The organism is Nocardia sp. NPDC004573, from assembly GCF_053602135.1.
In genome coordinates this window covers 15,355-28,544 of sequence record NZ_JBSGDA010000025.1, presented here as the reverse complement: position 1 = coordinate 28,544, position 13,190 = coordinate 15,355, and the positions used below count along the sequence as shown (strand labels likewise).

Annotated in this window: 15 protein-coding genes; 8 read left to right on the top strand and 7 right to left on the bottom strand. The window is 65.1% G+C overall.

Annotation, left to right across the window (positions count from 1 at the left end; all coding sequences use genetic code 11):
* Positions 1 to 152: 152 nt before the first annotated feature.
* Complete coding sequence (locus ACWEKR_RS29055) at positions 153 to 917, top strand: SDR family NAD(P)-dependent oxidoreductase (protein WP_452357154.1); 765 nt, start codon at positions 153 to 155, stop codon at positions 915 to 917.
* A 143-nt stretch (positions 918 to 1,060) separates the two neighbouring features.
* Entirely contained in the window at positions 1,061 to 1,438 is a 378-nt protein-coding gene (locus ACWEKR_RS29050) for a hypothetical protein (protein WP_452357153.1), read from the top strand.
* Here the strand turns inward: ACWEKR_RS29050 and ACWEKR_RS29045 are convergent.
* Positions 1,428 to 1,952 (bottom strand): hypothetical protein, encoded by a 525-nt coding sequence (locus ACWEKR_RS29045; protein WP_452357152.1) that lies wholly within the window; start codon positions 1,950 to 1,952, stop codon positions 1,428 to 1,430. The genes ACWEKR_RS29050 and ACWEKR_RS29045 overlap by 11 nt on opposite strands.
* A 366-nt stretch (positions 1,953 to 2,318) precedes the next feature.
* Between ACWEKR_RS29045 and ACWEKR_RS29040 the strand changes: the two genes are divergently transcribed.
* Both ACWEKR_RS29040 and ACWEKR_RS29035 read left to right on the top strand, forming a co-directional pair.
* On the top strand, positions 2,319 to 4,016 hold the full coding sequence (locus ACWEKR_RS29040) for an RICIN domain-containing protein (RefSeq protein WP_452357151.1): 1,698 nt from the start codon (positions 2,319 to 2,321) through the stop codon (positions 4,014 to 4,016).
* A 178-nt stretch (positions 4,017 to 4,194) separates the two neighbouring features.
* On the top strand, positions 4,195 to 4,389 hold the full coding sequence (locus ACWEKR_RS29035) for a hypothetical protein (protein ID WP_452357150.1): 195 nt from the start codon (positions 4,195 to 4,197) through the stop codon (positions 4,387 to 4,389).
* A gap of 154 nt (positions 4,390 to 4,543) precedes the next feature.
* On the opposite strand, the gene ctaD is transcribed toward ACWEKR_RS29035, so the two are convergent.
* From ctaD to ACWEKR_RS29015, 4 genes are all read right to left on the bottom strand, one after another.
* The gene (gene ctaD, locus ACWEKR_RS29030) at positions 4,544 to 6,298 is read right to left on the bottom strand and encodes an aa3-type cytochrome oxidase subunit I (protein ID WP_452357149.1); all 1,755 of its coding nucleotides are present in this window, start codon (positions 6,296 to 6,298) and stop codon (positions 4,544 to 4,546) included.
* A 337-nt stretch (positions 6,299 to 6,635) separates the two neighbouring features.
* Positions 6,636 to 7,055, bottom strand: a complete 420-nt coding sequence (locus ACWEKR_RS29025) for a DUF6924 domain-containing protein (protein ID WP_452357148.1) — start codon at positions 7,053 to 7,055, stop codon at positions 6,636 to 6,638.
* Between the two features lie 150 nt (positions 7,056 to 7,205).
* Entirely contained in the window at positions 7,206 to 8,156 is a 951-nt protein-coding gene (locus ACWEKR_RS29020; RefSeq protein ID WP_452357147.1) for a sigma-70 family RNA polymerase sigma factor, read from the bottom strand.
* Positions 8,157 to 8,231: 75 nt separating this feature from the next.
* Positions 8,232 to 8,540: a hypothetical protein gene (locus tag ACWEKR_RS29015; protein ID WP_452357146.1), complete on the bottom strand. Its 309-nt coding sequence runs from the start codon at positions 8,538 to 8,540 to the stop codon at positions 8,232 to 8,234.
* Positions 8,541 to 8,640: 100 nt separating this feature from the next.
* On the opposite strand from ACWEKR_RS29015, the gene ACWEKR_RS29010 reads away from it, so the two are divergent.
* Complete coding sequence (locus ACWEKR_RS29010; RefSeq protein ID WP_452357145.1) at positions 8,641 to 9,279, top strand: TetR/AcrR family transcriptional regulator; 639 nt, start codon at positions 8,641 to 8,643, stop codon at positions 9,277 to 9,279.
* A gap of 87 nt (positions 9,280 to 9,366) precedes the next feature.
* Here ACWEKR_RS29010 and ACWEKR_RS29005 read toward each other — a convergent pair whose 3' ends face one another.
* Positions 9,367 to 10,191 (bottom strand): class I SAM-dependent methyltransferase, encoded by an 825-nt coding sequence (locus tag ACWEKR_RS29005; RefSeq protein ID WP_452357144.1) that lies wholly within the window; start codon positions 10,189 to 10,191, stop codon positions 9,367 to 9,369.
* A 70-nt stretch (positions 10,192 to 10,261) separates the two neighbouring features.
* Between ACWEKR_RS29005 and ACWEKR_RS29000 the strand changes: the two genes are divergently transcribed.
* Positions 10,262 to 10,864, top strand: a complete 603-nt coding sequence (locus tag ACWEKR_RS29000) for a TetR/AcrR family transcriptional regulator (RefSeq protein WP_452357143.1) — start codon at positions 10,262 to 10,264, stop codon at positions 10,862 to 10,864.
* A gap of 367 nt (positions 10,865 to 11,231) precedes the next feature.
* Positions 11,232 to 11,399 (top strand): DUF4236 domain-containing protein, encoded by a 168-nt coding sequence (locus ACWEKR_RS28995; RefSeq protein ID WP_159837753.1) that lies wholly within the window; start codon positions 11,232 to 11,234, stop codon positions 11,397 to 11,399.
* A gap of 31 nt (positions 11,400 to 11,430) precedes the next feature.
* On the opposite strand, the gene ACWEKR_RS28990 is transcribed toward ACWEKR_RS28995, so the two are convergent.
* Entirely contained in the window at positions 11,431 to 12,072 is a 642-nt protein-coding gene (locus tag ACWEKR_RS28990; protein WP_452357142.1) for a TetR/AcrR family transcriptional regulator, read from the bottom strand.
* 77 nt (positions 12,073 to 12,149) lie between these two features.
* On the opposite strand from ACWEKR_RS28990, the gene ACWEKR_RS28985 reads away from it, so the two are divergent.
* Positions 12,150 to 13,049: an alpha/beta hydrolase gene (locus ACWEKR_RS28985; protein WP_452357141.1), complete on the top strand. Its 900-nt coding sequence runs from the start codon at positions 12,150 to 12,152 to the stop codon at positions 13,047 to 13,049.
* Positions 13,050 to 13,190: the final 141 nt, after the last annotated feature.

Genomic DNA, 13,190 nt, shown 5'->3' with positions numbered 1-13,190 from the left:
CCAGGTTCTGCCGAGCGCCGGACCGTAGTCGGTCGAGAAGACTTGCCGACCCACGCACTACGCGTGCGCAAATCACGGGGACGGAATGTTCTCCCACGGTGCCGCGTTGCGAACGACAGGACCGAGACGAGGCAGGCTTACGACCGAGAGGTATGACATTGTCCGTCAACACGTTTGCCGAACAGCACATCGTTGTCACCGGTGGCGGGACCGGAATCGGCCGCGCGACCGCGCTCGCGTTCGCCGAACAGGGCGCGGCCAGTGTCATGATCACCGGGCGTCGCGGCACCCCGCTCGACGAGGTCGCCGCCCTACATCCGTCGATCGTCCCCATCGTCGCCGATGTCGCGACCGAGGCGGGCATCGACACCATCGCCTCCGAGGTGCGGGCACGCGCGGGCCGGGTCGACGTCCTTGTGCACAACGCCGGCGTCTTCGCCCAAACCCCGCTCGACGAGCTCGAACCGGCCGAGGTGCGCAAGCAGTTCGAGGTCAACGTCTTCGGCCCGATACTGCTGACCGCCGAACTGCTTCCGCAGCTGAGCTCGCCCGGCGGCAATATCGTCATTGTCTCCAGCATCTCCGCGCGGCTGGCCGCACCCGCGCAATCGGTGTATGCCGCAAGCAAAGCCGCCGTCGATAGCCTCATTCGCAGCTGGGCAATAGAGCTCGGCCCCAAAGGCATCCGCGTCAACGGCGTGGCACCCGGCAACGTCCGCACCCCGATTCTCGGCGCCGGCGGTATCCCCGAACACGAGATCGAGGAATGGCGAACGAACTACGCCAATGTCGTACCCACCGGGAGGGTCGGTGAGGTCGACGATGTGGTCCCATGGATCACCCGCCTCGCCGAACCCGCGAGTGCCTGGGTCTCCGGCGAAATAATCGTCGTCGACGGCGGCAGGCTCGCGGCCTGAACTCGTCCAGCGCACCGGCATAGACCCGCCGATGCGTCACTCCGAGTGATGCCGCGGGGCACCGACGCCAAATGAACGGTTCCGGTGACCAGGTCCGCTCGCCGAGATCGCGGATGCCGAACGCGAAGCCGACGACGAATTCAATGACGAGTTCGAGTACGCCGTCTGATGCCGACGCGCTGATCGATGACCCGTTGGGTATCGAGTTCGTGTCCACCGCGCGGCGCTCGGCGGCGACCGTCTACATCGGTGAGACCCGCAATCCGCGGTTGGCCCGCGAGATGCTGCTCGGGCTGTGCAACATTGTTCATCCGCACGGACCGGTCGATGAGCTGGAGACCTTCCAGCAGTACTACCGCGATCCGCCGGTCCGTGGACGAGCTGGCCGAACACGGTCACGTCGGTGGCGCTGCGGACCTGCCCCGGGCGAGGCAGGCGGAGTACTGGATGGGCGCCGGGTATGCCCGCGAGTACAAGACCCGCCGGATGCCGGCGAGTGTCCTTGCTGCGTCAACCGCTGATGACGATATCGAGTGGCTTATTCCCGATGTTGGTGGTGTCGGTGTTGAGGCTGGATACGGTCCACAGACAGGAATCGGCTATCACGTCGAGGGGCTCGGCGGTCATGAGGACTTCGACCTTGCAGTCGCGTCCTGCGCGGCCGGTGATGGGGAATCGGTAGCTGAGTGAGTTGCCGGTGTCTCGATTGATCTCCTTCTCTCCGAAAATCACACATTGCACCCGAGTCTTGTCGTTTGCGACAGGATATGTCCACTTCCTGTCGTGCGGAGGGTTTTCGGTAGGGAGTTGGAACTCGCAACCACTGGGTTCGAGGAGACGTAGCTTCGCCGTCGGATTGGCGAATGTCGCTCTCGCCACTCCAGTAGGCATGATATCTACGATAATTTCTCCACGACCTGCCGCGGTTATCAGATGCGAGTCATTCCGGACTGCGAGAAATCCGGGAACAATGTAGACCGTACCGGTTGACGGGCATTGCTTCAGCAGAATCGCTTTCGGTGCCATGTCGATCATCTCCAACTCGTCGGATTGTTGGTATGAGTATGGGAATACGAGTACATCGTCCAGCTCGACCGGCCACATGCGTAGCCGGCTACTCGATTTCCCCGGGACGCTGTACAACGAAGAGTTCATCCCGCTACAGGAACGGGCTTCCTGGCCAAGCGGCACGCGATCGACCGGCGACAAGTGATCCGATTCGCACCACCATGGGCATGCATACGCGGGTCTCTTCACATCGCGGATCGGCTCGCGTAGCGATTAGAAGCTGGTAGCGCGGATTCGAGTAGTGGGCTACTCGACGCGACGACGCCCAGCAGGGCGATACTCGATGATGATGAGGGGTGTCCGCGACAGTGGATCGCAATTGACTCCGAAGCGATGGAGACGATGATGGCAGTTGTATCAGAACCGCCCGAGCTACCTACTTACTTGGCGAAAGTGGCAGAAACCAATCCAGGCGAAACCAACAAAGACTTCGCGCATGTGCAGAATTTTCTACTCAGATTTGGCTACCTCACCGAGGATGCGAAAGAAGCGACAGGTGCGGAGCGAGTTTATGACGGCCCTGAGTCGGCACGAATGTCCGGGATCTTGGACTCGGCCACGTCCACCGCACTAGCTCGATACCAACATTTCAACGGTCTGCCGGTAACCGGCCGCTTCGATGCACCTACTCGCGACATGATGACGCGACCGCGGTGCGGGCTGCCGGATACTGCTGCGATTTCTGTGAGATTCCGGCCAGTCTGCTCGTGGAGCAAGACATGGCTCACCTACGCCTTCGGGACCGGTACCTCAGACATCATCGGCGATGAGGAACGGCAGGCAGTCCGGAATGCGTTTGCCACCTGGTCGGCCGCGGCTCCGCTCGCCTTCAGAGAGTTGCAACCGAACCAGGACTCTGACGTACTGATCCAGTGGGGTAACGCGGCATGCGGTGACACCGATATGACCGGCGGCATTGCGGCACACGCCGACTACCCACCGGGCTGCGGAAAATATGGCAATGCCCGTCCCCGCCCATTGCACTTCAACGACCAAGAATGGACGTGGGTTGTCGGCGCAAAGCCCAACTCTGTGGATGTGGAGTCCGCAGCATTGCACGAGATCGGCCACATCCTGGGTTTGGACCACTCTGGGGTTCAAGGCGCGGTCATGGCTGCGGGATCGATAGTGCCTAATATGACGAGGCGAGAGTTGACCAACGACGACATCGAAGGCATCCGAAAGCTGTATCCCCCACGAGGGCCAATTTTCGTCAAACACAGCGGCAAATGCTTGGACTCCGAGGGACACTCCACGGCAAACGGCGCCGACATCGTCCAGAACGACTACTGGGGCGGGCAAAACCAAATAATAAGGATCGAGTGGGTCGAAGCCGGCTTCTACAAACTCAGCCCAGAGCACAGGTCGGTGGCTGAGGGCAAGGTTTTGGACATCAGGGGTGGCAACACGGCCAACCGTGCTGAACTCACCCAGTTCTGGTGGCTGGGACTCGACCATCAGCGCTTTGGTCTCAACCCAGTCGGTCACGGCTATTACGCGATCGTAAATAAGACCAGCGGCCGGGTTCTGGACGTACTGGACAGGTCTCAGAGCAACAACGCCAATGTTGTTCAGTTCGACTGGTGGGGTGGCGACAACCAGCGATGGCGAATCGGCCCGGCACCAATAACTTCGCGAAACAGCGGCAAAGTTCTCGACGTCAAAGACATCTCGTTAATTGCAGGGGCACCTGTCATCCAGTGGCCCTACTGGGGCGGCAGCAACCAACGGATGCGGCTCGATTATGTCGGCGGACCAGGCCCGGTGTACCGGATCATGATCGAGCACAGCGGTATGTGCCTCACTGTCGAACACGCTTCGAAGACGCAGGGCGCCCGTGTTGTCCAATGGCCGTATAACGGCACCGGCAATCAGCATTGGCGGGCAGAAAGCGTTCGGGATGGGTATATCAGGCTCGTCGCATCTCACAGCGGCATGTGTTTGGATGTGTTGGGGATCTCCGCCGACAACGGCGCACAGCTCATCCAGTGGCCATACTGGGGCGGCGCCAACCAAATGTGGCGACTGTGATAGCGGCCTGCGCTCGGATGCCATGCGCTGCGGGGTTTTTCACCGTTCCAGCGTTACCGGTGCGAAGCTGACGCGGCGGTACTATATCCGGTTCTTCAGTCTGGCAGCGAAGGCAACCGGCCCGTCGCTCCAGGGTCCGTCCTCAAAGTTGGCGTGCTTGATGTGGTGTGATTCTCGGTTGCCTAGGCACCTGCCCGAACGCTACGGGCCGTGGAAAACCGTCCAACCGCCGGCCCAGCAGCTGCTCGAACAACTCCCGTTCGTCGTTGTCGAAGATGTCGATCTCCGCGCGGTCATGGCGCGGCAACCGCATGCCCGCGCACGGGTTGTAGCGCAGCAGCTGCACCGGCCGCTGGCGGCGTCGGTGTCCTGAGCGAGCGCCACCAATGGCCCGCGGTCACCGAAGAACGGGGGTGATGTCGGTCAAGGGGATACGCGGCACCACATCGGGGTCTCGCGACAAGGAGAGCGGTATCCGTCGAGCGGCAACATCAACTCCGTCGTCCGGCGCAGCCCGCCGGAGGGCGTCATCCACCGGAGGTCGGCCCGGGGTCAGCGGCGGCTTGGTCGTCTGCCGCGACCAGAGCGTGAGCGACGTGGGTGGCGCGGCCTGCGTGGGCTTCGGCGCGCATGCGCGCGGACATGTGCGGGTAGTGCAGTTCGAAGGCCGGGCGTTCGGAGCGGATGCGGGGTAGTTCGTAGAAGTTGTGCCGCGGGGGTGGTGAGGTGGTCGCCCATTCCAGGGAGTTGCCTTGGCCCCAGGGATCGTCGACGGTTACTACCTCGCCGTAGCGGGAGCTTTTGAAGACGTTCCACACGAACGTGATCATGGAGACGCCGAGCAGGAACGACCCGAGGGTGGAAATCGTGTTCAGCAGTGTGAACCCGTCGGTCGGGAGGTAGTCGGCATACCGGCGCGGCATGCCTTCGTTGCCGAGCCAATGCTGGATCAAAAAGGTGGCATGGAAGCCGATCAGGGTCGTCCAGAAGTGGATTCTTCCGAGCCGTTCGTCCAGGAAGCGTCCAATGAGCTTGGGGAACCAGAAATAGATACCCGCGAAGGTGGCGAACACGATGGTGCCGAACAGCACGTAGTGGAAATGGGCGACGACGAAATAGGTGTCGGTGACATGCCAGTCCAGTGGCGGGCTGGCGAGGATGACACCGGAAAGTCCGCCCAGCAGGAAGGTGACGATGAATCCGACGGAGAACAGCATCGGGGTCTCGAAGGTCAATTGACCGCGCCACATCGTGCCGATCCAGTTGAAGAACTTCACACCGGTGGGCACTGCGATCAAGAACGTCATCAACGAGAAATACGGCAGTAGCACCGCGCCGGTGGCGTACATGTGGTGGGCCCACACCGCGACCGAGAGAGCGGCGATGGCCAGCGTGGCGTAGACGAGGGCGGTGTACCCGAAGATGGGTTTACGGCTGAACACCGGGATCACCTCGGTGACGATCCCGAAGAACGGCAGCGCGATGATGTAGACCTCGGGATGACCGAAGAACCAGAACAGGTGCTGCCACAGGATCGAGCCGCCGGTGGCCGGGTCGTAGATGTGCCCGCCGAGATGCCGGTCGTAAGCCACGGCCATCAGCGCGGCGGTGAGGATCGGGAATGCCAGCAGTACCAGGATGCTGGTGACCAGGATGTTCCAGGTGAAAATGGGCATCCGGAACATCGTCATCCCGGGTGCGCGCAGACAGATCACCGTGGTGGTCATGTTCACCGCGCCCAGAATGGTGCCCAGCCCGGAGACGGCCAAGCCCATGATCCATAGATCCGCGCCCACGCCCGGGGAGTGCTCGGCCAGACTCAGTGGGGTGTATGCGGTCCAGCCGAAGTCGGCGGCGCCGCCCGGGGTGAGGAATCCGGCGGTGGCGATCGTCGCGCCGAACAGATACAGCCAGTAGCTGAGGGCGTTGAGCCTGGGAAAGGCGACGTCCGGTGCTCCTATCTGCAATGGCAGGATCGCGTTGGCGAAGCCGAATACCACCGGTGTGGCATAGAACAGCAACATGATGGTGCCGTGCATGGTGAACAGCTGGTTGTACTGCTCCGGCGAAAGAAATTGCAACCCGGGTCTGGCGAGTTCGCCGCGCATCAGCAGTGCCATGAGACCGCCGATGAGAAAGAATCCGGTCGCCGAGGTCAGATAGAGGATCCCGAGCACTTTGGGATCGGTGGTGGTGACCATCTTCCACAGGAACGAGCCTTTCGGCCCGACTCGCGCGGGGTAAGGCCGTATCGCTTCGACAGGTGAGATTTCACGCGCCATCGCCGCCATCGTGCACCTTCTTCATCGTCCGGGCGCCCGCGAAGTACCCGAGAAGCGAGAGCCGAAACCGAGTAGATGACGCGTTGTCCGACAGTGCCCGCCAACCCGGAAACAAGTCGGAATCAAAACCTGCGCGGGCCCGCAACGATGCTCTGGCCCACCGACCGCACCTGATGATTGTCGAGCAACCCGACCTCTGGCAGACCGTGATCGGCTGTGACGGCGCGCTCGCCGCCCGCTTCCTCGCCGAGCCCGTCCTACGCGCCCGGCCTGCGCCGCCTCCACATCTGCACGACTCGCAGGCCGCGCCTGTGGCCGGTCCTGGCCGCCGGCCGCGTCACCGATCGAAGCCGCGGAAGACACCGTCGTCGTCGACGCTGTCTGCGTAGTCCTCGAAGTCCATGTTGGAGAGGAGGAGGTTGGCCTCGACTTCGGCCATCGCGATCGGCGCGATCCGAAACACCGCGACGCCGTCGCCTCCGGCATCCTCGCTGGTATCGACGGCCAGCAGGGGGTGCTCGGGGTCGGTCATCGTGGTGGCGTCGGCGAGGAACACATAGGTCTGACCATCGACCAGATCATGGAGGTCGGCGGGGGTCAGCCCGTCGAAGGTCATGTCGTCGACGGGTGTCAGCTCTGTCATCGCGTCTTCGTCGTAGGAGGCGATGACCGCCGTGAGGGCTCGGGCCCACGCCGCGTCGTCGGTGAAGTCCGTACGTACCAGAAGCGATTCGCCCTCGGGCAGAGTCCGTGCCATACGCCGGATTGTGCACTACGGCAGCCGAACACCATGACCCGTCACAGGGAACACTCGCCTCCGATCTCTAGTCGCGTCCCGATCCGATTGCGGCGTACTTTCGTAAGCCGCGCGCTCGCAGCCCTGACCCACCCGCCTCAGCTCTGCCGGTCAACCGAGAAGACCCTCCAGCGCCTTGATCCGTGCGGGCTGCCGCAGTCTCGCCAGGCCCTTGGCCTCGATTTGCCGAACGCGTTCGCGAGACACGCCGTAGGTTCTGCCGACCTCTTCGAGTGTCTTCGGTTCCGCACCGCCCAACCCGTAGCGCGATGCGAGGACTTCGGCCTCCTTTGCCGGCAACGTGCCGAGCATCCGGTCGAGCTGGCCGCGCACCGCCGAGGCGGCCACCGAATCGGAGGGGTCCGGCGCGGTGTCGGCGATGAGCTCACCGACCTCGGTGACATCGTCGCCGATCGGGGTGTGCAGCGACAGCGGTTCGCGGGCGAGGTCGAGCAGCTCGCGTACCTTCCCCGCGGGCAGTTCCAGTTCCGCGGCGAGCTCCGCGACCGTCGCCGTACGGCCCAGCCGCTGAGCCAGCGCCCGCTGCGTACGATTCAGCCGGTTGAGCACCTCCACGACGTGCACCGGTATCCGGATCGTGCGACTCTGATCGGCCAGCGCGCGACCGATCGACTGCTTGATCCACCAGGTCGCGTATGTGGAGAACTTCAGCCCGCGCCGGTGGTCGAACTTCTCCACTGCCCGCATCATGCCGAGCGTGCCTTCTTGCACCAGGTCCAACAGCGACATGCCGATGGGCGTCGGATACCGCTTGGCGATCGAGACGACCAAGCGCAAGTTGGCTTCGACCATCTGGGTTCTGGCGCGTGCACCGTCCGCGACGCAGCGACGCAATCGGCCACGCTCCAGCGGATCGACCGCAGGCCCGGCGGCTGCCAGGCGCGCAGCGGCTTGCTCCCCCGCCTCGATCCGCTCGCCGAGCTCGAACTCTTGCGCGGCTGTGAGCAGTGGGGTGCCGCCGATGAGCCGCAGGTAATCCTTGATCGGGTCGGTGCTGACGGCGCCGGTGAAGCGGGCCGGGCGGGTGCACAGTTCGGTCACGGAACGTCCTTCCTGGTGAAGCGGACCGTTCGGCGGCGCGGCGAGCACGCCGCCGAACGGGGATGAGGTGGGAGGTCAGCCGCGCCCCGGGATTCGCAGCGGGCGCTGCGGCTTGGCGCGATAACCCGTGGTGGCCCGAATCGGCTTGGTTGCCCGTCGCTCTGGGCGCACCGCGCTCGGGTAGGGCCGAGGGGACGGGGTGACGCGGGCCGCGACGACATCGCGGGAACCGCCGATCATGCCGTCCTCTTCGGCGCGGATCAGGCGCATCGTGGTTTCGACGACGGAATGCGCAGTGGTCTTGTCGGCCATGGTGGCTGGTCCCTTCGAGTCGACTGTGGAGCTGATGCGGGCCGGGGCCGCTTCGACAAGTCCGTGTTTCATGGTGCCGCCACTCCTTCGTTCCGATAACGAACACAAACTTAGAACGAGCATAAAAATATGTCAAGAACATTTTTATGTCGAGTTCAGCTAGGGTGAAGGCATGAGCACAACCGACCCCGGGCTCCGGGCCAAGAAAAAGCAGCAGACCAGGGAGAACATCTCCCATCACGCGACCGCGCTGTTCCTGGAGCACGGTTTCGACAAGGTGACGATCGCCGACGTCGCCGCTGCCGCGCAGGTCGCGAAGATGACGGTCACCAACTACTTCCCGCGCAAGGAAGATCTGGCGTTGGATCTGCACGAGGTGTTCGTCGACCAACTCGCCCGCGTCGTGCGTGAGCGCGCGTCCGGCGAGTCGGCGCTCGCCGCGCTACGGCGGGACTACCTGGCCGCCGTGGCCAGGCACGATCCGGTGGTGGGTTTCTCCGGGCCCGAGTTCGCCCGCATGATCACCGACAGCCCGGCGCTGACCGCCCGGCTGCGCGAGTTCCACGACGAACGTGAGCAGGCGCTGGCCACCACCCTCGCGGCGGAAACGAGCGCCCCGGACACCGACATCACCCCCCGCGTCGCGGCCGCGCTGCTCGGCGGCGTGCATCGTGTGCTGTTCGACGAGACCCTGCGCCGCACACTCGACGGCGAATCCGGCGACCGCATCGCCACCGCCCTCACCGAATACATCCGCAGCGCGTTCGACACGCTGGAGCAAGCGATCGGCGACTACGCCGTCCGCGATTAGTTCTCCCGCGGCCGCTCGAGCAACGGCATGGCGATCGGAGGAGCAGATCGACGACCCGGCCGCCGTCGAACCCGGATAGCGCGGCCCTCAGAAAGCGCCTGCGCGTGCGGCGGTCGCGGCCAGCGTGGTGTAGTCCATCGTGAAGGATCCGCCCAGAGAGTCGATGGCGGCGCCGACCGCGCCCAGTATCTCGGCCAGCTGGTCGGGACGGAGTCGGGTGAGGCCGCCCGTGGTGGGGAGCAACCCCAGCCACTGGTCGCGCGTATAGGACTGCTGCCAGTCGAATTGCCACTGTTCGGGATCCCCGAAACGCCCGGCCTCGCGGATCTGGTCGGCGATCTTCGCGTATCCCGTTCGGTAGAGCTCCAGGGGACGTCGAGCAGGTTGGCCGCTGAGCGGGGAGTCCGGCGCCACCCGCCGGTAGGCGGCGGCGAACGGTTCCGCCACCTCGGCGGGCGGCTCGTACAGGTGACCGAAGATCGCCAGCCGTCCCCCTGGACGCAGCACCCCGGCCGCCTTCGCGACGCCGGCGACCGGATCCACCCAATGCCACGACTGCGCGGCGATGACCGCATCGAACATCCGGTCGCCCGGGTGCCATGCCTCGAAGGTGGCAACCTCGACCCGCAGACCACGGGCGCGTGCGAAATCGGCCATCCGCGTATCGGGTTCGACGCCGAGCACCGCGCACCCCGCCGCCTGGAACTGACGGGCCGCGATGCCGGTACCGCAGCCGACGTCGAGCACGTCCGCTCCGGGCGTCCCGGCGAGGATCCGCGCCACCAAAGCCTCGGGGTAACCGGGTCGAGCCTGGTCGTAGCAGTGCGCGTCCACGCCGAACGATACGGCCATCCGCTGGGGCTCCTCCGGCTGCGCCGGGGACGGTTCTGCTTGCGCTCGCTTAGTGGGCATGCGCCCACCGTAGTGGGCGCATGCCCACTACGCAATAATGTCGCTGATCGACGCACGAAAGGATCCGTCAGTGCCGACTGGGGTGCACCTTCGCGACGCGCGGCAGCAACTGTTCGACGCCGCCGACCGCGTACTGCTGCGCGACGGGCCGAACGGGCTGACCAGCCGGGCTGTCACCGACGAGGCGGGATGCGCCAAAGGCGTTCTGCACCGGCACTTCCCCGACTTCGACGCCTTCCTCGCCGCACTGGTGCTCGACCGGGCCGCGCAGCTCGAGGCGCAGGCGAGTGCGCTGCGCGCCTCCGCGGGCGCCGGCACGGTGGCCGCCAATCTGACCAGCGCTCTGACCATGCTGTTCGGACCGGTTCCGGTGGCGATCATCCCCCTCATCACCTTTCGTAACGAGCTGCGCGCACGACTGCGGCAGGCCAGGCCCGGCGGCGGCATGGCGATCCTCGCCGAGGCGACAACCGCGATCTCCACCTATCTGACCGACGAGCGGGAACTCGGCCGCATCGCAGCCGACGCCGACATCGACTCACTCACCCTGTCCTTGGTCGGTGGCGGGCATCTGTTGTTCACAGACCGCGACACCGGCCCACCGACCAGATCAGCCGTCGAAAAGTTCGTGGCAGCGGTCATCTCGGACGCCGTGCTACGACGACCGGCCTGAACGCTGCCGCCATCGAGAGAACAGCCGCCGGTGGGGGCGGGGACTCGCGACATCGCGATCCGTTCAGGACATGTCGGCACGATTCCGCCTGCGCAGGCGGTCGGTGACACCGCGAGAAGCGCCGGTCCGAGCCGCCGGAGACGCATTCGGACCAGCGCAGAGTTCGTCGTGTCAACAACTTTCGGCACGACGACGTTCACGAGCAGCCCTCGTAGCGCGCCGACGGGATCGACATCGCCGAGGGCTCGGTCGCGAAACCGGTACGGCGGGTGCGAGTTTGCGGTGGCGAATCCGGTCAATTCTGTCGAGCAAAAGCCATGTGGGGTAACCGGATCGGTTAGCCTGGGAGCGAGTCAGGAGGCTGCTCATGCCCATCAAATACCGTCAGCGCAAATCCTTCGGGCCGCTGAAACTCAACTTCACCCAATCGGGCCTGTCCTCGTGGAGTATCAAGATCGGCCCGTGGTCCTGGAACTCCCGGAGCAAGAAGAACAGCGTCGACCTGCCGGGGCCACTGAGCTGGCGCCAGCGCTGACGAGTCGGCGCCGCGGGCGCTGACGTGTTGCTCACCCGCCGGCGTGCCGCAAGCCGGTGAGGATGATGCGCAGCGCGGCACGGAATTCGTCCTCCGGGTCGCTGTCCAGAGCGGCGTGGGCGATTTCGATCAGTCGCGCGAACTGCGGGTTCGGCAGGCCGGTGATCCGGTCGGTGACCGTGCGGGCATCGTCACCGCGAGCGGCCGCGAGCGGGCCCGCGAGTTCGGCCTGAGCGGAGCCGGCGATCACCCCGGACACCGCCCGGAAAGCGATCAGCAGGCGGTGTCCGGACATGCCGCCGCGGGCAAGGGCTTCCAGCAGCGCTTCGGCGGGCCGCAGCGTGTCCTGATCGAGGCTACGGCGGGTGAGGATGAGCGGGATGGCGTTGGGGTGCGCGCGCACGGCCCGCCACGTCCCCACGGCGATCGCCGCCACCTGCTCCTCCCAGCCGCCACTGGGCTCGATGTCCCACCGCGCCTTGGCCATGACGGCTCCGGTGACGAGCTGTTCCAATCCTTCGCGTCCATCGACGTAGTTGTAGATCGTCATCGCGCCGGTGCCGAGCGCGGCCGCCAGACTGCGCATGGTCAAACCGGTCAATCCGTCGCTGTCGACCAATGCGAGCGCGGCGGCTTGCAGCTGGTCGAGGCTGAATTTGCGGGGCGCTGGCATCCGGCTCCTTGTTTAAGTACATCGTACGTGTTTAACTGTGCATCGGTTTACGTACAACGTACCTGAATGGAGTGGTGATGACCGTCCGCACGTCTTTCCCGTCCGGTCGCGACGAGTGCGCCGCGTGGCTGACCCTGCCCCCGGGCCCGGGCCCGCATCCCGCCGTCCTGCTCGTGCACGGCGGTGGAGCGACGCACGAGATGATGCTCGGCCAGTACGAGAAGTGGTTCTCCGACGCCGGAATCGCCGTGGTGTCATTCGACTTCCGTCACCTGGGCGAATCGGGAGGCCGACCCCGTCAACTGGTCAGCCGGCGCCGCTACGCCGCCGATGTGGACGCGGCTCTCGCGTTCACTCGTGCCCGGCCCGAGATCGATGCCGGTCGAATCGCGCTGTGGGGAACGTCGTTCGGCGCCAGCCACGTTCTCGCCGCCGCTGCGCGCCACGACGACATCGCCGCCGCGGTCGTGCAGTGCCCCGTCTTCAGCGGGCGCGCGGTCGTCTCCCGGGCCGGAGCGCGGCACCTGGCCCGATTCACCACACCGATCGCCTCCGACCTGATCCGTGCCGCGCTAGGCCTGCCCCGGAGGTATGTGCCGATCGTCGGGCGGCCGGGCGAGCGGGCCTTCGTCAACCAGCCCGGCGCACTGGAGGGCTGGTTGTCGGTCATCCCGGCCGGTCACCGCTTCGACAATCGCATCACCGCTGCCTCCGGGCTGGGCATGCTGTTCTACAACGCAGCGTCCCGAGCGTCCCGCGTCCGGTGCCCGCTACTGGTGTGTGCCTGCGACCGGGAGAACCTCATCGAACCCACGATCGCCGAGAAGGTCGCCGCCGCCGTCCCCGGAGCCGTGCTCAAACACTACGACGCCGACCACTTCACGGTGTATCACCCACCGGCCGTCGAACACGTCGTCGCCGATCAGATCGACTTCCTTCGCACACACCTGACGCGGGTCACGTCGTTCCACCACTAGCGACGCCGCCGCGGGCGATCCATATGGGCGCGTACCGCATCGAGGTATCCGGCGATGGCTTCCCGGTTACGTGTCAGACAGTCGATGCGCCGGGACATGCGGGTGAGTTCGTCTTCCAGCAGTGCGAGCATTTCCGGTTGA

Bases quoted from the DNA above. Each gene is read 5' to 3' on its own strand.
- ACWEKR_RS29015 (WP_452357146.1), bottom strand. From the start codon at position 8,540: ATGAAACACGGACTTGTCGAAGCGGCCCCGGCCCGCATCAGCTCCACA.
- ACWEKR_RS28985 (WP_452357141.1), top strand. From the start codon at position 12,150: ATGACCGTCCGCACGTCTTTCCCGTCCGGTCGCGACGAGTGCGCCGCG.
- ACWEKR_RS29055 (WP_452357154.1), top strand. From the start codon at position 153: ATGACATTGTCCGTCAACACGTTTGCCGAACAGCACATCGTTGTCACC.
- ACWEKR_RS29040 (WP_452357151.1), top strand. From the start codon at position 2,319: ATGGAGACGATGATGGCAGTTGTATCAGAACCGCCCGAGCTACCTACT.
- ACWEKR_RS29010 (WP_452357145.1), top strand. From the start codon at position 8,641: ATGAGCACAACCGACCCCGGGCTCCGGGCCAAGAAAAAGCAGCAGACC.
- ACWEKR_RS29005 (WP_452357144.1), bottom strand. From the start codon at position 10,191: ATGCCCACTAAGCGAGCGCAAGCAGAACCGTCCCCGGCGCAGCCGGAG.
- ctaD (WP_452357149.1), bottom strand. From the start codon at position 6,298: ATGGCGCGTGAAATCTCACCTGTCGAAGCGATACGGCCTTACCCCGCG.
- ACWEKR_RS29045 (WP_452357152.1), bottom strand. From the start codon at position 1,952: ATGATCGACATGGCACCGAAAGCGATTCTGCTGAAGCAATGCCCGTCA.
- ACWEKR_RS29050 (WP_452357153.1), top strand. From the start codon at position 1,061: ATGACGAGTTCGAGTACGCCGTCTGATGCCGACGCGCTGATCGATGAC.
- ACWEKR_RS29025 (WP_452357148.1), bottom strand. From the start codon at position 7,055: ATGGCACGGACTCTGCCCGAGGGCGAATCGCTTCTGGTACGTACGGAC.
- ACWEKR_RS28995 (WP_159837753.1), top strand. From the start codon at position 11,232: ATGCCCATCAAATACCGTCAGCGCAAATCCTTCGGGCCGCTGAAACTC.
- ACWEKR_RS28990 (WP_452357142.1), bottom strand. From the start codon at position 12,072: ATGCCAGCGCCCCGCAAATTCAGCCTCGACCAGCTGCAAGCCGCCGCG.